Below are 20,503 nucleotides of genomic sequence, written 5' to 3' on the forward strand. Positions count from 1 at the left end.
ATTTAAAGTATATTTGACTATAATCTATATACCTAGTTAACATTACTCTACGTCCTGTCTTCTCCTAAGATGATTTGAATTGAGTCCGTTATGCGTCCGCTATGTATCCGTAGTGTATCCGTTAAATCAAGTAAAAAAACGGAGACAATACCTACTTAAATCCTAAACAATAGCGAAATATCTGCAATAAGACTAAACTTAGAGTACTATAAAGCTAATACTAAAGGACAAAAAAAGCTGTAACATCACTGTTACAGCTTCATTATATTAGATAGTTTAGGATCTAATTATCAGATTGTCCTTTTAGGCTTACTTCATTTCCTTCATTATCTGTTATTAGGATAGTTACTTCATGTTCTACGTCAGACTCAGGATTATCCATTAAGATCGTAATCACATCATTCGTCTTTTTATCTTTAAAGTACAGTACTCTATTACCCATTGTACCTTGTATATCTTCAGTTCCTTCTAAGATTAGGTCTGGGATATCAGATACTAGCTTACCATCGTTCCATATTGTTAAGCGCATTACTTTCTCATCTTTTCTATCTATACGCCAGATATCTTGTCCTGTTTTTATAATAGCATATGGTTCTAAAAACTTATTCACACTTCTGTGCAATCTCTTCTTATCTGCCTGAATCATTTCTTCTCTTATCTTCTTCTCTAGTTCAGTCTGATCGATAATGCGATAAATATCTCCGCTCTCTGTCAACCACATTCTACCCAAGTCAAACATAATACCGCGCCATCCCATATGACTGTATTCTTCTATTACAGAGTTCGCTATCTTAGCTGAAAACTCTGGCACAAAAAATTCTTCAAAACGACTCACAAATTCGAACTCGGAAGTCACTGGTGGCAAAGGGTATTCTCGCTTCAGAGGATAGACTATTCTCTTGGCAATACCTTCTCTATCTTCATTCTCAAACAAAGTGATTAAGGATTTTATTCGTTCTACCGAAGCATCAGATAGATTACTCTCCTGACTATACCCACTTAATCCCATCATTAGGAATAAAACTGCTAATATTCTTTTCATATTTTTATTTTCTTTTTTAATCCTTCTAATCTATCGCGCATGTGCTCTGACAGTAGTTTCTGTACTTCTAGATCTGACTCCGTTTCTTTTAAATAATCGAAGTGCACTAATAATTCTTCTATTCTCTCTTGACTCAATTCTATATTAGCTGTACTCAAAAAAGTATCAAAAGAAATATGAGCTGCACATAGATAATCAAATAAATACTCTTTCCCTCCTCTTTCTAATAAAGTCTGTGCTAATAAATGAAACTTATTATACACTGAAAAGTTAAGTTTAGACACTGTCCCAATATGGATAAATAACTCTCTTAATAGAGGCAAATCTACAGTATCTAATTGCTGACAAACTAACTCTGCTATCTGAATTCTAAAAAGGTAATTATCATCTTTAAACTTAGCTCCATACTTTCCGTTCCAATCTAGGGCTAACCACTCACTATCAGATGAAGAATAATTATCTATAAAACTTTGAAAATCAACACTACTCACTTCCATATCTCCTTACTTTTTTTATTCTAATACGAATGATAAAAATACAATTAAAAATAAAAAAGCGAACAATTACTTTTCTACTATTTAAAAAGTAATTGTTCGCTTAGGATTATATCCTTATTCTTTACTGTAAGAGTGAGATCATCTCTTTATTATCTTGTAATACGGCATGGTCTAATGCTGTCTTGCCTCTGTTATCTTTTACTGTCTTATCTGCACCAGCCCTTAGTAAAGCACCTACAATATCAGTAGTCCCAAAAGTTACTGCAAAAATAAGAGGACTAGCATCATTACTATTCCTTCTATTGACATCTGCACCTGATTCTAACAACCAATTAACCAAAGTCAAATTCTTTTTAAACACAGCTCCTATCAAGGCTGTATTGCCCATAGCATCTTGTTTTTCTAGGTCTACTCCTGCTTCTAGTAGTACCTTCACTACCTCCTTACTATCGTTATACACAGCTATCGTCAAGGGAGTAAAAGAACGATCATTGACTTGATTTAAATCTACCTTTTGGCTGATCAGCTGCTTTACCTCCTCCGTATTATTCTCTCTTGCGGCTGTAAATATATCTTGTCCAAAACTAATATGAACACTACATAACAACAGTCCTATTATCATCCATTGTTTCATCACTAACACTAAAAATAGATTCAACACAAATACATATCCATAGAAGCAAATCTAGGTACAGAACAATGGTAGAAAGTAAATAATATAAAAATATAAGCTTGTACCTAAATCTGTTCTTCTATACTCTTTATAAAATATGATGTGGGGCTATATAGACTAGATAATGTATCTATGCTGAATCCTTGTTTATACTATATCTATTATTGAGCTAAATAAGGTTTAATCTCATCTAGCTTCATATCTACTGCTTTTAATAAGCGCGTACCATATTCTTTATCAGCTTGATAAAAATAAGCAATCATCTTATGTACAATCACCTTATTCTTAATCGTCTTAAATGCTCCGCTCAAATTCTTAATTAAATTATCTTGGTCTTTTTTAGAGAACGAGCGATATAGATCACCAGCCTGTTTAAAGTTATTCTCCTTATCTATCACATGCTGTGTAGTACTAACAGGTTTAAAGAACTCAGACTTAGAGTACATAAACTTAGCATTATCTACCACTTCAGGTTTATTAGTAGATGGCTGATAGTTCACATCACCAGACTGTACACGTGTAGACATATACCCATTCTGATTATAAGTAGTCGCTGTATTCTTAGGTGCATTAACAGGTATTTGTTGGAAATTCCCTGTTAAGCGGTGACGTTGTGTATCTGCGTAAGAGAATAGTCTTCCTTGTAACAGTTTATCCTCAGAAGGTTCTATACCAGGTACTAATGTACTAGGTGCAAAGGCAGCTTGTTCTACCTGTTGGAAATAGTTCGTAGGATTAGCTTTCAATGTCATCGTACCTACTTTTACAGACTTCGCGATCTCTTCTGGCCAAATCTTCGTTACATCTACAGGATTAAAGTCTAAGGCATCGAAGTCTTCTCTCTTTAACATCTGTACATATAAGTCCCAGATAGGATAATCACCTCGATCTATCGCGTGATATAAGTCTAAAGTCGCGTGCTCTACTGAAGTTGCTTGGATAGCGTTAGCCTCTTCTTGTGTCAAGTTTTTAATCTCCTGACGAGGTACCCATTTATACTTTACATACGTTACTTCTCCTTTATCATTCACCCATTTATATGCGTGTACTCCATTCCCTTCCATCTGTCTAAAGTTAGCTGGTATACCGTAATCAGAAAACAGCCAAGTAAACATGTGAGTAGATTCTGGCAAATTAGAAAAGAAGTCAAATACTCTATTCGGATCTGATGCTCCATTAGTCAAAGGAGACGGTTTAAAAGCGTGTACCATATCAGGAAACTTAATCGCATCTCTGATAAAGAATACAGGAAGGTTATTTCCTACTAAGTCATAGTTACCCTGCTCTGTATAGAACTTTACCGCAAAACCACGTGGGTCTCTATACGTCTCTGGTGACCCTTGCTGATGTGTCACAGTAGAGAATCTTACCATCACAGGTGTAGTCTTACCTGCTTGTGATAAAAAGTCTGCCATCGTCACATCCGAAAAATCGGCACTCGCTACAAACTCTCCGAAAGCTCCAGCTCCACGAGCGTGTACTACTCTCTCAGGAATACGCTCTCTGTCAAAAGCAGCTAACTTCTCTATTAAATGGATGTCTTCTAATAATACTTGTCCATTATTACCAATGGTTTTAGAATGTTGATTACTTCCTACAGGACTACCTGTATTCGTAGTCAAAACTTGAGCTTGAATAAATGATGATACTACTAATGCAGATATCAAAAAACTACGTTTAAGCATAAAATTAATATTTGTTGTTTAGATTTTTTCTTTACATCACAAATATATTATGCTCCTCCACGGTACGTCAGCCTTTACTAACGATAGATTTTATTCTATCATAGGTACTATTTATCATAAATACTATCTATTATAGATTCTTCTATATCACCTACCTTTTATTCGTAAAAAAACAAGTATAGTTCTAAATGTACTATAATACCTACGATCTATGTATCATATTCCTTCTCTATATAAACAAAAAAGGAGCAATAATCTTTTTAAAACTATTACTCCTCAGGGTTCAATTATATATATTCAATTGTAAGTGTCTACTTTTCTGACTAACTCATGACTACATTGATCACTGTTCTTCTAGGTTGAGATGAAGAGAACTCCTTATGACAAGTCCATTTGCTCCCTGACTCAAACCCTTCTATTGTATTTCCGTCTTCTATAACATCCCCTGCTTCCATTAAATAATAAGCATAATCCCATAGACGACCTGCTACCTCATTCACTATCGTATCATCATCAAAGAAAAACTGAAAATCAGAAATACCTAACGCATGTAACCCTACTGTATCCATCAATAAACTTCCATACTCAGGCTGATTCACATTATATAAACGGACATTAATCATTAAGTCTAATGCAACATAGTTAGGATCTAGACAGTCTCTCATAAATACTACTGGATCGATCAACTTCTCACCGTGCTCTGAAACAATGATAGTAGGCTGAGCTACCTTAGCCATCGCAAAGAGCATCTGCTGCATTAATACAATTCGTATGCGAGGCTCTAAGCTTCTACTCAAAAAATCAGTCACCAATACTTCATATTGACAATTCTTCAATACCTCTGCTCCCTCTTCCCAATGCCAATTCTGTTCTGTATATTTCTGGTCGATCTTCTTAATACTGTCATCCTCTGCATGCATCACGACACACTGTGCAGGTACAATACCCTCTTCGAACTCTACTTCACAATCAGGGAAAGTAAACACATTAGCCTCTTCTGCAAAGGTTACATTAGGAAACACTTGTTTTAATTCTTCTAATACTGCTTGTAAATCTATAGAAGGCTTCTGTTCAAATAACAATCTAAACATCATCATCTTTGGGTTATTACCTAGTTTTTTACTTCCCATATCTTATTGAAATATTATTATTGTATTGCAATTTTAAAATTACGGAATTACAACAATTAAAAGATGAGTATTATCACCTTATTTGCTATAAGTTTTTTTTAATAGCTTATCGATCTGATAACCATGCTGTACTAATAGGTCTAAACCGTCTAATTCTAATCTTACTTGCATTGGCTTCCACCCTTGTTCTAATCCATAATCTAAAGCTAAACGGATAAATAATGGTCGATTTAAATTCACCACTATTTCTTTTTCTAACGCTGTATTATACAATAGTACACCATGATTTAGTGGATTTCCCACATAATAGTCATCTAACACACGGAAGTGGAAGAGTAAAGCATACTTACTATATTTATCTACAAAGATACGCATAGTAAAAATGCTCTCCTCTGTATCTGCGATATAAGTAACTCCTATACTATATAGATACTCCGAGTTATCTACTCTTAATGTTCTTAGCTTCTTCTTCATAGGTATAAAAAAAGGTATGTGTAAGTAAACACATACCTTCTATATTTCAAAATAAACTATTCGTTATTTTAATTTAGCAATCAGTTCTTCTAATGATAATACCTCCTGCTCACCTGATGCTAATTCTTTTAGTGTATATTTCTGATCTGCGATTTCTTGAGATCCTACTAACACTGCATAAGGAATTCCCTTCTTATCTGCGAATTGGAATTGCTTACCTACTTTAGCTTTATCAGGGTAAACTTCTGTACGGATACCAGCATCTCTTAGCTTCATCACTGCCTGTACTCCATAGCTCATCTCTTCTTCTCCCATGTTTAAGAACATCACTTTAGAAGATGCACTTACTGTCTCTGGGAATAAATTTAACTCTTCCATCACTAAGTAGATACGGTCTAAACCGAACGAAATACCTACCCCACTCATATCCTTAAGGCCAAAGATACCTGTAAGGTCATCATAACGACCACCTCCACCTATAGAACCAATCTGTACTGTATCAGGTGCTCCAATCTCAAAGATCGCTCCTGTATAATAATTAAGTCCTCTAGCTAAAGTCACATCTAAGTTTAGCTTCGCTGTCTGTAGCCCGATAAGCGCTACTTTTTTTCCTACGAATGCTAATTCTTCTACACCTTTTAATCCTTCTTCTGATGATGCTAACATCGCACGTAGTTTCGCTAATTTCTCATCAAAGGTACCTGTGAAGTTAAACAATGCTTTTACTTTTTCAATAGACTCTGCAGCAATTCCCTTTTCGATCATTTCTGCTTTTACTCCATCTTCCCCGATTTTGTCAAGTTTATCAAGAGCTACTGTGAAGTCTATTAGTTTATCACTTGCATCAATCACCTCAGCAATACCAGCTAATATCTTTCTATTGTTTAGTTTTATAGTTACCCCATTTACTCCTAATGCGGTGAATACTCTGTCATATAAAGTAACGAACTCTACCTCTTGCCACAGTGATTTAGACCCGATCACATCAGCATCACACTGATAGAACTCTCTATATCTACCTTTCTGTGGACGGTCTGCACGCCATACAGGCTGCATTTGGTAACGTTTAAAAGGGAAGTCTAACTCATTCTGGTGCATTACTACATAACGAGCAAAAGGCACAGTCAAGTCATAACGCAATGCCTTCTCCGAGATCTGATTCGTTAGTTTTAAACTATTCTTACTCTCTAATACAGTCTCATCTACTTTACTTAAATAATCTCCTGAGTTTAAAATCTTAAAAATTAAACGATCACCCTCTTCACCATACTTACCAAGTAGTGTATCAAGGTTTTCGAAAGAAGGAGTCTCGATGGGATGGAATCCAAATTTCTCAAATCCATGTCGGATAGTCTGCATGATGTATTGTCTTCTTGCTACTTCTGTTGGAGAAAAGTCTCTTGTACCTTTTGGAATTCCAGGTTTCTTTGCCATCTCTAATTAATTTTTATGTATTATTATTAGACAAAACTACTACTTTTTTTAAAATCCTCCTATTGAATCAGAGGGGTAAGTATGAGTATTTGTCACTTATTTTAAGAAAAGAAGGTAACTGTGAAGTTTAAACTTTTTTTGTGTATTTTTACTTCTAACAACTATATTAATTACTCCTACCTCTATATGTTTAAAATCGGAATCGAAAACATGAGAATTGCCTTGACAAGTATTAAGAGTCAGATACTCCGTACTTGTATTACTGTGTTTATCATAGCGATCGGTATATGGGCATTAGTAGGAATATTAGCTGTAGTATCTGCTCTGCGCAATACAATATTAGATGACTTTGCTTCTATGGGGGCGAATACATTTACGATATTGAGATATGATGTCGCAGATAGAATGACAAAGAATCAATCTATAAAAAAAATTAACCCTGTTATTACCTACAGTGAAGCACAAGCATTTAAAAAAGAATTCTTATTTCCTTTCGCTAATGTGTCTCTGTCTTTTAACGCTGCTTCAAATATTGAAGTCAAAAATGACTTCATGAAAACAGATCCTGAAGTCCCTATTATTGGATGCGATGAGAACTACTTATCCAATAGTGGATTAACTGTCACAGAGGGTAGAAATTTTAGTTACACTGATATTGCTAATGATCACTTCGTATGTATTATCGGTTCTGACTTTTCTAAAAAGATGTTTAAAGACCAAAGTCCTATAAGTCAAATTATCTCTATCCGAGGGTACAAATTTAGAATAATAGGTATGCTGAAAGAGCAAGGAAGTACTTTTGGTCAAAATGAAGACCAAAGAATCTTTATCCCAATAAAGATTGCTCGTTCTATATTTAATACTGCACATGGTAATTATGATATTAAAATAGGTCTATTACAAGATAACTTGCTTAATCAAGCCATAGATCAGGCTACTATAGACTTTAGGAATATCAGAAAACTAACTCCTGCACAACCTTCTAATTTTGGTATCGAACGCAGTGATGATTTGATACGCTCTATGATGAAACAAGTGAATATGCTGAATGTAGCAGCCTGGGTAATTGGTCTAATCACAATACTAGGGTCGTCTATAGCGCTGATGAATATCATGCTCGTATCTGTCACTGAACGTACACGAGAGATAGGTGTACGCAAATCTCTAGGTGCTAAAAAGAAAACAATAGCAATACAGTTCTTTACTGAGACGATTATCATTGGTCAGTTAGGTGGGCTATTAGGCACCTTACTTGGTATCCTAACAGCTTATGCTTTAGCCCAAGTCATGAACTTTAGTTTTACAGTGCCGTGGACAGCTATCATAGCTGCTTTTACTACTACCTTTATCGTTGCTATAATCTCAGGACTGTACCCTGCTATGAAAGCTGCTAAGCTAGATCCTGTAGAAGCATTGAGATATGAGTGATGTTTATTTGTGAAATCGTGAAATCGTTTTTTTGTGATGGTGTGATGGAGAAATATCTCACTGACTTTGCGCCTTTATAACACTATTATCTTATTTACTATGACACGTAAGATATTGCCTCTACCTTATGTAGTGGACGTAATATACACAGTTAACTGTCAACCTAATAATACTGTTCTAAGTCAAAACCTAGTACAGCGTTATACTTGCGATACTGATCATCAATAGTGGCTCTAAGTTCTATGACCTCTTTCGTAACAGGATGTGTGAATTTCAGTTCTAAAGCATGTAATAACATCGCTCCTAATCCATGTGTATCAAGCCAAAGCTTATTCTGTTTATTACATCCATGTGGGCGACTACCTAGAATAGGATGAAAGATATGTTTAAAATGTTTACGCAATTGGTGTTGTCTTCCTGTCTCAGGATAAGCTTCTACCAAAGAATAACGAGAAGTCAAATGCTTTCCAAATGGCATTTCTATCTCTACTCTTTGCAAGGTTTTATAATATGTTTTTGCTTCTTGATTTTGGCCATTGTCATTCGTTAGAGCATAATCAATTGTCTCTTCATCTATCGTAAATCCCCTGACGATAGCAATGTACTGCTTCTCTACACTACGGGTAGCAAAGTCATCATTTAGTTGTTTTAAAATCTCTTTATCCAAAGCAAACAATAATACTCCTGATGTCTTTCTATCTAAGCGATGCACAGGATAGACATACTGCCCTATCTGATCTCTTAAGATCTGGATAGCATACTCCTGGATGTCACTTGCTATAAAAGATTTGTGTACTAATAAATCACGTGGTTTATTAATAGCTACAATATACTCGTCTTGGTAAAGAATTTCTAACATCTTGCAAAGATAAAAAAGCAATAAAGACAATCACTAAAAACAATACAACCTTATTAGTATTACTATAAAAATCACAAGCAACAAATAATTAATCAAAATAAAACACAATTAAATAAATAAACAATGTTAATTTTATTAATTTATACATATATTTACTTCTTTAATATAAAAAATATGATAGAAGAAGAAAAAACAGAAACAAGAAATACAACGTCATCTAGTACTACTAATAGAGTACACTTACAGAGTGACACTATTAATCTAGAGAGATTTAAACCTTCAGCGATATACATATTAGTAGCTTGGATAGCTTTAGGACTTGGAATCACTAGTTATTGCGTAGGTCTGTGGAATGCAGAGATTTTATTAAGTGAGAAAGGATTTTACTTTACACTTATATTATTTGGGTTATTTGCAGTAGTTGCTCTACAAAAGAGTGTTAGAGATAAGATAGAAGGTGTACCTGTTACCCCTATTTTCTATACGTTAGGATGGATTGGTACCATGGCAAGTATAACATTACTAACTATTGGACTAATTAATGCAGAAATGACTTTAAGTGAAAAAGGATTCTATGCTATTTCTTACTTATTATCTCTTTTCGCTGCTGTGAGTGTTCAAAAGAATGTACGTGATTTAGAAAATTTCAATAAATAGTTTTTATAATATCACTTTACCACAAAAGAAAACCTCCAATCTTAATTATTAAAGATTGGAGGTTTTTTATATTCTATTTAAAAATTAAATCTTACTGATACTAAGAATTGTGAAGGTCTTAGTTTAAAGTTAGTTGTTGATGTCTGTATACTATTGATTACTACTTGTTCGTATTCTTTTGTATTCAGGATATTATTCCACTCGAAGTCAAAGTCTATCTTCTTCTTATTCCACTTAAAGCGGTACATAACATCCATAAATCGATTAGTAAACTTCTGATTATTAAATACATTTTCTTTATAATCTAGCTTCCAAATAAAACTATGTGATTTAAAAGGGATAAGGTCTATACGCAAATTATGTGAGTTGCCATAAGAATGTGTTGACTGCTTCATATCCTTTCGCTCTGTCTCCATATAATTAAAATCATAAGTAAAGTTTAACCAATCAAAATAATTATTCGTCAATTGTAATCCATAATTATAGTTATAGGTATTCACATCTCTTAGATACTCATTTACTAATATCTCTGACTTACCTTTATTAACTGAGAAACTTCCTTTAATATTAGAGCTATACTCACTAAAGAACTTACCTAGGTTAATATTAGCACTTTGATTATTTGAAATGTTCTTTTGCTCTAAAGCTTCTAAAACAGACTGTCCATTCTCATCAATTGTCTGTGATAATATAATCTTTCTCTCTTGGTAGTTATTATTTAAAGACCCATTAAAGAATATTCCATTAAAAGGATTTTTAAACTCAAACCTAAACCAAGAAAAAATACTCTGTGTGTCTTCTATCTTCGCCTTATATGCTGTAAAGTTTAGTCCACTAAAAATATAGTGACTGTACAGTTGGTCAAGAGGGGTATAACTAGTACTCAAGTTACTTCCTCCTCTTAATGTCCACATATTATTAATCTTATATGACAGGTATAGTGATGGTGAGAAATCTACTGCATTCTTTGTAGTCTTCGTATCTATAGACTTATCATCTAGCTTCATAGATGACCATATAATAGGCACAGTAAATGTCATATCCCACGACACTCCCTTAAAATTAACACTAGAGTTTAAACGATTTACAAATCTATTGTAAGTCAAATCATTCTGATAATTATCCCCTAGCCAAACAGACTGAGCATTATATCCGTATAAGTCTGTCTCAAAACGCTTATTCTCATACAATAAACTATACTCTTCTGTAAAGGTCCACTTTCTGTACTTCCACGAAAGTGATAAAGCATTCTGTGTATAGAAAGTATTGTCTAAGAATGACTGATTTAATAAATCGTATTTCTTCAAATCTTGATCTGGGAAGTTCACATTGCCATTCGCTACCACATCATAATCTTGTTTATCTCTTGTAAAGTCAATGATAGACTTAAAGTTAGCAAACTTATTACTACCTACTGGTACTAAGGTACTCAAAGAATTCTGTAAGGTAAAAGAAGGAGATAATACACTCTGATTTATAGGATCGTTATTCTGCAATAATAGTCCTCTTTCTTTATTTCTACTTACATTAATCGTTATATAATCTTTTAAGTAATTATCTTTTGTATTCTTCGTAATCGTAAACTTAGAGTTAAATGCTTCTTTAAAGTATCTGTTCTCATCTTTTCTACTATATCTAATTACATCACTGACATTGCCATTTGCGTCTAAGTTTCTAATCTCTGTAGATTGTGCTCCTGATTGCTTAACCTCATCATTGTTATAAAAAGCATTCGTATTCATCTCTATCTTATCTGTAAACTTCACTAAGAAGTTAGCAGAAACATAATGAGATCTATTGTCTAAATAACGTGATTTAGCAATACCTGGAGCTGACGTTGTACTCATAGACAGCGCTTGGCCTGTACTCTTTGTATAATTATAAACATCAAAAGAACCAAAAGAGCCAAATGCTCTAAATTTATTAGTAAGGTCTTCTCCAGTATTATTAGTATCATAACTTACTAAGTACTGTAATCCTTTACTAAAAAACATCGGAGATATAGTACTATTCCATAAGAAGGGATCACCACCTACTCCTATCTTAGCACTACCACTTAAACTTATTTTATTCTTTAATCTAATATTAATAGCAGGACTCTCTGAAGGTACTTTTCCCTCTAGCATCTTAATCGGTTGATGATTTTCTATTACCTCTAGCTTGCTAACATGAAGATTAGGCAAGGCTTTAGTAATAGCACCATATCTTCCTTGCATCAAGTCTTTTCCTTCAACATAAAATTTATTTAGAGGCTTACCTTGATATTCTATTTCTCCATTACTCTTCACCTCCATTCCTGGCATCTTCTTTATCACATCTTCTAGTACTCTATCATTCTTCCCTGCAAATTTGCTAAGATCAAATACTAGGGTATCATTGTGTTGAGTAATAGGAGAAGCTTTAACGAATATTTCTTCTAATTGTGTAAACTCATCTACTAACTGAATTTGAATATCCTGAGACTTATTCTCAATCACTTTTTCAAATACACTGTAGTTCACTATAGATGCCTTGATCTTTAATGTTGTTAGAGAAGACTTGATAGGTATCTGATAAGTCCCTTTGCTATCCGTCATCTCATAAGCTATTACAGCATTAGTCTCTGGATTAAGTATAGAAACAATGACATTAGATAATGCTTGTTTATTCTCACCATTTACTTTTCCCTTTAGAACTACTTGTGCCTGTAAAGGCAGTACTATCATAAAGAAAAGTATATATATTACATATTTCATCGTTAATAAGGTCGTTTGGTTAATTACTAATAAAGCTCTATAGGGTTAGGCTCTTTGCCAAATTTCTTAGTCATAAAATCAGAAGGTTCTTTATCATCATTCATTAACTTCCCCCCTCTTTCTTGCATGAGTTGCATATAAGTTTTATTGGCGTTTAATGTTTTTAATCGATTTAATTGTTTACCTGTTACTTCCTTAAAAAAATCTAATTCCTTTAATTCAATCCAGTAATTATGTACTCTCATACTCTCAGTAAACTCAAATACATAGTCTTTATTTTTATCCTCTGCTTTTACTACAAAACCTGGCAGATTTTTAAACTTATAAGGTCCTTCTATTATAGGTATCTCAGTAGTAAACCATACTGTCCAATTACGCCCACTTAGTTCTCCAGTTGCCTTCTGTACTTTCATACCATGATACTCTTCTATCTCACTTGAGATAGTCCATTGAATAAGATTAAGAGGCTGTTTTACTTTATAAGCTTCTAGCGAATTAATCATCTCATAAAGAATAATGCTACCTGAGTCTTTAGAAACCATCCAAGGCACTTGAGAATTTTGAATATCTATTTCTATCTCTTCTAATTCAGCAACAAATTCTTGGTAAGTAAACTCATCATAGAACATAGAATTACTCCCGTCTATATCCAGATAGAACTTCTCTGTGATAGGAAGACTATCAGGCATTACTTTTACATCATAAGGCTTAAAAGTCAATGAGTACTCATACCGCATAAAGTCTTTTTTCTCTTGAGCCATACTATGAATAGATATTAAAAATAGTACAACACATCCTATTAAATACTTCATAAGTTTACTTTTTTAACCATTCAAGGTAATTACTACTATTTTCCACTTTCTTATTTAACATCTGTTGATTCTCAACAGTATCTTCAAAATAAACAATCATACCTTGACTATCTAAATTCTGCTTAACTGTCATATTCGCCTTAACCTCTCTTAGCTTGACTAACTCACTAGTTTTATATAATCCAGCCTGTTTATATTCGTTGAAGTCTACTGGTATTTCGACTTTCTCACTCTTTCTAAACTCAAAAACATAATCTTCCTTATCATCCTGTGCTTTGACTACAAAACCTGGCAGGTTCTTAAACTTATAAGGCCCTTCTATGATAGGAATTTCAGAAGTAAACCATAGTGTCCATATACGCCCATTCAGTTCACCTATAGCCTTCTGTACCTGCATACCTTCAAACTCCTCTACAGTATCATCTATATTCCATTTGACCTGATTAACTGGACTTTCTATCTTCAACATAGTACCACTCACATTCTGAACATAGAATAATTTATTAGCTTCCTTTACTAATACCGCTTCAAGCCGTGTCTGTTCATCAGCCATACTAAACAACTTACCTATTAATCCACTATTCTCTTTTTTAGCTAAACGTTCTACACGGCTAGCATATCCTTTAGAATAAAAACGAGAAGAAGTATCCCATACATCTAAGAATACAGAATCTGTAAAGATTTCGTCTGACTTAATAGATGGTTTAAACGTTGCCTCATATTCATATCTCATGACCTCTATTTTCTCCTGAGCTAATGTTCCTAAAGCAGTTAAAACAGTAACTGTAATACTAAATAAATACTTCTTCATAACTTAATCACTTTAGACTAATAGAACTCAATAGGTTTATCCTCTTTGCCTATTTTTCTATTCATTTCTTCTTGAACCGTTTTATCTTTTATTGAACTAATATCAATCTTAGTACCTCTTTCTTCAAGCATTTGAATCAAGTTTTTATTTGTTATAGCATTTCTAAGTTTGTTCCATTGTTCTTTAGTAATCTTTTGTGCACTACTAGATGATTTTGGCAACCAATAAGAAGTAATTACTTTTTCACTCTTTAAGAATTCAAATTTGTAATCTCCTGTACTATCCTCTGCTTTGACTACAAATCCAGGTAAATTCTTAAACTTATAAGGTCCATCTATCAATGGAATATCTTGAGTAAACCACACAGCCCAGGTACGTCCACTCAATTCCCCTACTGCCTTCTGTACCTTCATACCATTATAATCTTCTATATCTCCAGAAATATTCCATTTGATTAGATTATTAATTTCTTCTACATTATACATATTTAAACCAGTACTAAGATAGGTACTCAATTTTCCTTGATTAGCATAAACAGACCATCTAACTTTAGTATTATATTGTTTTAAATTACTTTTATTAGCAAAACCTCTTCCACCCTGTTTAATTTCTAATAGTTCTTCTACGTTATTACTTCCTTCACTAATACATCTAGATTTATTATTATAAATATCTAAATAAACAACTTCCCTTTTTCCAATTTCTGATTTCTCTGAACCTATTTCCCATGATGGAAAAACTAACTGATATTCATATCTCATTACCTCAATTTTCTCTTGAGCCACTCCACTTATACTAGTTATAAACGCAACTATACTAATCACTAACAATTTATTCATAATCTATAGTTTTTTATTATATGTGTTCCCCCATCTACTAATAGAACTCTATGGGTTTACTTTCTTTACCCATCTTCTTTTTAGTCATTTCATCCGTTATATCCTTTCCTTTTTCATCTACCATTTTAAAAGTCGCTGTACCTCCTCTTTCATTCATAATCTGTGAGAAGCTTTTATTTGCATTTACATTTCTAATCTTATCCCACTGCTTCTTATCTATTTTCATCGCTTTCTCTTGTTTATTTGACAACCAAAAATCAGTAGTAGCTCTCTCGCTCTTTAAGAACTCAAACTTATAATCACCTGTACTATCCTCTGCTTTGACTACAAATCCAGGTAAATTCTTAAACTTATAAGGTCCATCTATCAAAGGGATATCCTGAGTAAACCACACTGTCCAAGTACGTCCACTCAGCTCTCCTACCGCTTTCTGTACCTTCATACCATTGTAATCTTCTATATCTCCAGAAATATTCCATTTCACTAGATTATTAGCCTCTTCTACATTATAGGACTCTATACCAGAAGATGCATGGGTATTTAATGATGTACCATTCTTATATACCGTCCATTTTACTCTACTCTTAAATTGACTTAAAGCCTGCATACGAACTGCAAAATCAGCATCCTTCTTAGCTCCTGTAGAGAACTCCATTAATGTTTCTTCTCTGCCAATATTTCCTTCACTAGCACATCTAGACTCACTTCCTTTTATATCTAGATAAATAATTTCTGTGCTACTCTGAAGTGCTTCCTCATCTCCAGTAGCACTAGTAGTTGGTAATGTTAATTGATACTCATATCTCATTACCTCTATTTTTTCTTGTGCATTAGCTAACATCACACTGCATAATGCTGTTACTGATATGTACATCGTCTTAATCATATTCTCTAGTTATTTATGGTTTATACTAACTACGATTTGATTTTATTAACATTTTAAACCCTTTCGTAATGATCTAATTAAATAAATATAACACTAATAAGTAAAAATTAACAAACATAATCAAATCATTAAAACAAAATACTAACTTATTATCACCAATATTTAACAACCCAAACTAACAACTATTTATTTAGTTTTACAACTAATTAAATAGTTTATATACAAAATAATTATCCTTATAAAAATAAAATACTGTATTTCAATTACTTAAAAAAAATAAAAACACAAATAAAATATTCTATTTATAAATACCATTGGAATAAAAAAAGTGCTAAATCATATCTTAATTACATAATCAACTTATATTTGAATCCTAAAAATTCCCTAGGCAATTCATTAAGTATGTCAACAACAACATTTAAATCAAAAAACAATATATTTTCTCTGATCAAACAGTCCTTCTCTAATGAGAACTTTGATTTGACTAATATGTCTATTAATAAAGCTGTTTTTCTATTAGCCATTCCTATGATGTTTGAGATGTTAATGGAATCAGTATTTGCTTTAGTTGACTTATACTTTGTAGGACATTTAAAAGAGAGTGCCTACGCTATACAAAGTGTAGGATTAACAGAGTCTCTATTATCTATTATTTACGCCATATGTATAGGGATTAGTATGGCGGCCACAGCTATCGTAGCTAGACGTATAGGTGAAAAAGATAAAGAAAAAGCGGCACAAAATGCAGCACAAGCCATCACACTATCAATATTAATCACTATTGTATTAAGCGTATTAGGTTTTATCTATGCAAAAGACTGGTTACTGTGGATGGGGGCATCAGAAGCTTCTGCAGAATATGGATACGGATATACCAGAATTTTATTAGTCAGTTGTGTATCCATCATGCTATTATTCCTTATTAACGGAATATTTAGGGGTGCAGGGAATGCGGCCATAGCCATGAAAAGTCTTGGCTTTGGTAATATTATCAATATCATCCTATGCCCTATTATGGTTAGAGGCTGGTGGATATTTCCAGAAATGGGATTAGAAGGAGCTGCTTACTCTACAGCTATAGGACGTAGTATGGGAGTTGTGTATCAGTTGTATTATCTGTCTAAAAAAGATTCTCTTATCCAGTTAAAATTAAAGTACTTCAAAATACAATGGGATATGACCTGGAATATCATTAAAATCGCAGTACCAGGTATGGTACAGTATATGATATCCACTTGTAGTTGGGTTATTCTTGCCCGTATAGTAGCACAAAGCGGAGGAGAAATAGGCTCTTCAGGTTTCTTGACATGTTTACGCCTTCTTGTTTTCTTTATTCTTCCTGCATGGGGATTGAGTAATGCTGCCTCTACTTTAGTTGGTCAAAACTTAGGAGATAACAATCCCGACAGGGCATATAAATCAGTGATTGCAACTTTAAAATACAATGTCTTCTATATGGCTATTGTCACGATTATATTCTTTAGTATGGCCGAAATTTTAGCTTCATTCTTTACAACTGATGAAGCTATTAAAGCAGTTGCTAAGGAAGCAATGTATATAGGAGCTATCGGTTTTATAGCTTATGGAGCAGGAATGACCTTGATGAATGCCTTTAATGGAGCTGGAGATACTGTTACCCCTACAATAATAAATATAGTTGGGTTCTGGTTATTTCAGATACCTTTTGCTTATTTAATGACTTATCATTTTAATTTTGGTTCTACAGGAGCTTTTATAGCTATTCCCTCTGCCGAATTAGTAATCGCTATTCTTGCCTTTATTTTATTTAGGCGAGGTAAATGGAAGAAGAAAAAAGTATAATAAAAATGCCTTAACAGATGATGTTAAGGCATTTTATCTATTTAGTATATTCTGATGCTTTTCTAATCATATCCACATGTGGAATACCATCTTCTAAATACTCTTCAGAAGAGGCTACAAATCCAAATGAACTATAAAATCTCTTCAAATAACACTGAGCTCCAATCTGAATATCTTGAGCTCCAAACTCCTCTTCTATCTTATCTATAGCATGTTGCATTAAGATACGACCATAACCATCCTTGCGATAATCTGCATGTACAGCTACTCTTCCTATAGCTATTTCTGGATAACTAAGTCCAGGAGGGACAATACGAGCGCAAGCAACGACTTGATCTAACTTCGTCGCATAAATGTGTAAACATTTCTTATCCTTACCATCTAATTCAGGATAAGGACAATTTTGTTCTACCACAAATACATCCGTACGTAAACGCATAATATCATATAATTCACTCACTGTCAACTCATCAAAAGCTTTGGTATGCCAATGGATACTATTCATAACTCAATATTTTAAAGTCTATTACTCAAAGATAATTATTACAAATTAACATATCGTAATTTTTATTTAAAACACATTAATCATTTATAGTTAAATCCTCTTCACTTAATGTAACCTTCTAAGAACACCTATCTATTTAATAACACCAGTCACATACAATAATAACATAGGAATAGTATTATAGATTATATGTATCATACAATTATAACCAAAACCAAATCTCATCCGTATATATCCGAGTAGAAGTCCTCCTATGAACTGAGGAAGAAACAACAAAGGGCTATATACAAGTACTTCAGTATTAATTGTATAAAAGTTACTAATATGCATAATCATAAACAAAAATGTGTAACTGTAAAACACATACCCAAAATACTTCTCATGTCTCTCTTTAAGTATCACTATATTATTTCTATGTAGATAAAGATAGGTACACAGTATCACGTAGAATACCCCTCCTACTATGAAGGCTATACTCAGATTAATCCTATACAAGATCCAAAGGCTATATACTAATGTAAGAGGAGTACTTAACAACAAATACCAACTCTTAAACCTTAGAGCTAATCTAAAAGCAACCTCCTCTGCTAAAGGTCCTAATAATACAATAAACAACACAGCGACTAATAGTCCTTTGTCAGCTATAAAATCAAACAATCTAGCTGTCTTAGGTAATGGAACTATTTTATTAATACTGAATATATAAACTGTTATCACTATTAATGTAAAAACAACTAATACCAAGCTTCTTCTTACTTTCTCTTTCTTGCTAATATCTAACACTTCAGTATGAGGTTGTCGTATATAATGGATAAAATCACTAATGATTACTGATATACTCATTTTTATTAAGTCAATAATTTTACAATACAAGATAAACAAAAAAACAGTAATCACGTTTCCATGATTACTGCTTCAACAACTTATTATACTCTGAATTTGCCTAATTCAAAACACCCTAACTAATTTATTTTAACTGCTACTATTGTACAGACTCTAATTTAGAGATAGCTGTTACATCATTTGCATTTTCGATTGTAATACCTTTTTTAGCAATACCTGTTGCAACATCAATATTGTATACTTGGAAACGATTTGTCTTCTCTATTGGAGCTACATAGTGTACTGTTTTCTTATCTTTCTCTACATATATCTTTTGTTTATATGGCATTTGCGCATGCTCAGCGATAGTGTCTATCCATCTAATAGATTGAGTAGATACATTTACGATTGCTAACTTAGTCACACCAGACCAAGTACTTTCAATATTCTTATCTACAAAGAAGCTCACTAAGAACTCATTACCTCCAATGTACTCTGCACGAGATAACTTATGTCCTCCTGTTGCTTTTTGTACATCAAAGAAGTATCCTTTATCTATCTCGTGATTCTTAATTCTAATAAATGCAGAAGGATTCTTAGACTTCTCTGCTGGAGACCATGCATATACAGATCCATCTTCTACTTGCTGAACACCATTCATCCCAAACCAGCTTCCTATTACTCCGGTTCTATCATCTATAATAGTTTTACTAACTTTAAGACTTGGATAATCAACTACAGCAATAAACGTATTGTCTCTATACTTGGTATCTCCTTCTTTAGGTGATACAGAATAAGGGATATATATTTTATCCGTACCTACCGAAAAGATTCCATTAATGTTATATGCATTAGACTCTTCATCTTTATATTTCAACTTAGTAAAATCAATTGCTCCTTTATGAGTCATCTGCTTTAACTCTGTATTAATAGCAAATAAGTTTCCATCTAAAGTAGCACTTACAACCTCTGAATTTCCTATATTCCCATAACTTCCAATTGTTTCTGTAACTAACTTAGTTCCTTGCACTATTTCATTCTTAGCATTTAAACTATAGAATGTCAATGGGCTTTGTCCAGTGAATCCGTATACAGCAGCCATTAATTGATTGTTTTGTACGAAGAATGAATAAGAATCAGTTTCGATACCATTGTTCTTATCTATTTTTATCACACCTTCTGTCAATGATGACGCAGTCGCTATATATTTTGTTCCTCCTTCTTGTCCTGTCAAGGAGTTAATCACAAATACATAAGAACTAGCTTTTTTACCTTCTTCAGGAGTTGTTGGTTTTTCTGGTGATGAGTTGTCATCACTACTACATGATGCTATTAATACAAGTGATAATAGCCCTAGTGTTTTTTTTATGATATTCATATTATATTAATTATG

General features: G+C 33.2%; 19 protein-coding genes. 3 read left to right on the forward strand and 16 right to left on the reverse strand.

Translation table 11 applies throughout. The annotated features are described in order from the left end of the window. Positions 1-283: 283 nt before the first annotated feature. The 7 genes from HX049_RS01940 to hisS all read right to left on the reverse strand — a co-directional run bounded on the left by HX049_RS01940 (position 284) and on the right by hisS (position 6,935). The gene (locus HX049_RS01940) at positions 284-1,042 is read right to left on the reverse strand and encodes a hypothetical protein (protein ID WP_286413608.1); all 759 of its coding nucleotides are present in this window, start codon (positions 1,040-1,042) and stop codon (positions 284-286) included. Beyond that, complete coding sequence (locus HX049_RS01945) at positions 1,039-1,539, reverse strand: hypothetical protein (RefSeq protein WP_286413610.1); 501 nt, start codon at positions 1,537-1,539, stop codon at positions 1,039-1,041. The genes HX049_RS01940 and HX049_RS01945 overlap by 4 nt, the downstream gene beginning before the upstream one ends. 121 nt (positions 1,540-1,660) lie before the next feature. Next, positions 1,661-2,173: an ankyrin repeat domain-containing protein gene (locus HX049_RS01950; RefSeq protein WP_286413611.1), complete on the reverse strand. Its 513-nt coding sequence runs from the start codon at positions 2,171-2,173 to the stop codon at positions 1,661-1,663. A 200-nt stretch (positions 2,174-2,373) separates the two neighbouring features. Beyond that, complete coding sequence (locus HX049_RS01955; protein WP_286413613.1) at positions 2,374-3,897, reverse strand: catalase; 1,524 nt, start codon at positions 3,895-3,897, stop codon at positions 2,374-2,376. Between the two features lie 323 nt (positions 3,898-4,220). Next, positions 4,221-5,027, reverse strand: coding sequence for a DUF4261 domain-containing protein (locus tag HX049_RS01960; protein ID WP_131540643.1), 807 nt, complete (start codon positions 5,025-5,027; stop codon positions 4,221-4,223). Positions 5,028-5,105: 78 nt separating this feature from the next. Continuing rightward, on the reverse strand, positions 5,106-5,501 hold the full coding sequence (locus tag HX049_RS01965; RefSeq protein WP_286413615.1) for a hypothetical protein: 396 nt from the start codon (positions 5,499-5,501) through the stop codon (positions 5,106-5,108). Positions 5,502-5,564: 63 nt separating this feature from the next. Continuing rightward, positions 5,565-6,935, reverse strand: a complete 1,371-nt coding sequence (gene hisS / locus HX049_RS01970) for a histidine--tRNA ligase (protein ID WP_286413616.1) — start codon at positions 6,933-6,935, stop codon at positions 5,565-5,567. 186 nt (positions 6,936-7,121) lie between these two features. Here hisS and HX049_RS01975 point away from each other — a divergent pair, with 186 nt between their 5' ends. Beyond that, positions 7,122-8,363 carry an ABC transporter permease gene (locus HX049_RS01975; RefSeq protein WP_286413618.1) on the forward strand — a complete coding sequence of 414 codons (1,242 nt, stop codon included), beginning with the start codon at positions 7,122-7,124 and terminating at the stop codon, positions 8,361-8,363. Positions 8,364-8,526: 163 nt separating this feature from the next. On the opposite strand, the gene HX049_RS01980 is transcribed toward HX049_RS01975, so the two are convergent. Continuing rightward, positions 8,527-9,222 carry a pseudouridine synthase gene (locus tag HX049_RS01980; RefSeq protein WP_286413619.1) on the reverse strand — a complete coding sequence of 232 codons (696 nt, stop codon included), beginning with the start codon at positions 9,220-9,222 and terminating at the stop codon, positions 8,527-8,529. A 174-nt stretch (positions 9,223-9,396) separates the two neighbouring features. Between HX049_RS01980 and yiaA the strand changes: the two genes are divergently transcribed. Then, the gene (gene yiaA, locus HX049_RS01985) at positions 9,397-9,879 is read left to right on the forward strand and encodes an inner membrane protein YiaA (protein WP_006263070.1); all 483 of its coding nucleotides are present in this window, start codon (positions 9,397-9,399) and stop codon (positions 9,877-9,879) included. A gap of 77 nt (positions 9,880-9,956) precedes the next feature. Here yiaA and HX049_RS01990 read toward each other — a convergent pair whose 3' ends face one another. The 5 genes from HX049_RS01990 to HX049_RS02010 are packed head-to-tail and all read right to left on the reverse strand — an operon-like array spanning position 9,957 to position 15,962. Continuing rightward, positions 9,957-12,584 (reverse strand): hypothetical protein, encoded by a 2,628-nt coding sequence (locus tag HX049_RS01990; RefSeq protein WP_286413620.1) that lies wholly within the window; start codon positions 12,582-12,584, stop codon positions 9,957-9,959. 56 nt (positions 12,585-12,640) lie between these two features. Beyond that, positions 12,641-13,426 carry a GLPGLI family protein gene (locus HX049_RS01995; RefSeq protein ID WP_286413622.1) on the reverse strand — a complete coding sequence of 262 codons (786 nt, stop codon included), beginning with the start codon at positions 13,424-13,426 and terminating at the stop codon, positions 12,641-12,643. Between the two features lie 4 nt (positions 13,427-13,430). Next, a complete protein-coding gene (locus HX049_RS02000; protein WP_286413624.1) occupies positions 13,431-14,237 on the reverse strand; it encodes a GLPGLI family protein in 807 nt (268 codons plus the stop codon). A 17-nt stretch (positions 14,238-14,254) separates the two neighbouring features. Further along, positions 14,255-15,076: a GLPGLI family protein gene (locus HX049_RS02005; RefSeq protein WP_286413626.1), complete on the reverse strand. Its 822-nt coding sequence runs from the start codon at positions 15,074-15,076 to the stop codon at positions 14,255-14,257. Positions 15,077-15,113: 37 nt separating this feature from the next. After that, complete coding sequence (locus HX049_RS02010) at positions 15,114-15,962, reverse strand: GLPGLI family protein (protein ID WP_286413627.1); 849 nt, start codon at positions 15,960-15,962, stop codon at positions 15,114-15,116. Between the two features lie 402 nt (positions 15,963-16,364). Here HX049_RS02010 and HX049_RS02015 point away from each other — a divergent pair, with 402 nt between their 5' ends. Then, positions 16,365-17,783 (forward strand): MATE family efflux transporter, encoded by a 1,419-nt coding sequence (locus HX049_RS02015; protein ID WP_041889706.1) that lies wholly within the window; start codon positions 16,365-16,367, stop codon positions 17,781-17,783. A 37-nt stretch (positions 17,784-17,820) separates the two neighbouring features. On the opposite strand, the gene HX049_RS02020 is transcribed toward HX049_RS02015, so the two are convergent. From HX049_RS02020 to HX049_RS02030, 3 genes are all read right to left on the reverse strand, one after another. After that, on the reverse strand, positions 17,821-18,288 hold the full coding sequence (locus HX049_RS02020; RefSeq protein WP_041889703.1) for a GNAT family N-acetyltransferase: 468 nt from the start codon (positions 18,286-18,288) through the stop codon (positions 17,821-17,823). A 132-nt stretch (positions 18,289-18,420) separates the two neighbouring features. Next, positions 18,421-19,131 (reverse strand): CPBP family glutamic-type intramembrane protease, encoded by a 711-nt coding sequence (locus HX049_RS02025; RefSeq protein ID WP_286413629.1) that lies wholly within the window; start codon positions 19,129-19,131, stop codon positions 18,421-18,423. Between the two features lie 139 nt (positions 19,132-19,270). Next, entirely contained in the window at positions 19,271-20,488 is a 1,218-nt protein-coding gene (locus HX049_RS02030) for a DUF4374 domain-containing protein (protein WP_286413631.1), read from the reverse strand. Positions 20,489-20,503: the final 15 nt, after the last annotated feature.

It is taken from the genome of Myroides odoratimimus (assembly GCF_030326305.1).
GTDB lineage: Bacteria > Bacteroidota > Bacteroidia > Flavobacteriales > Flavobacteriaceae > Flavobacterium > Flavobacterium odoratimimum_A.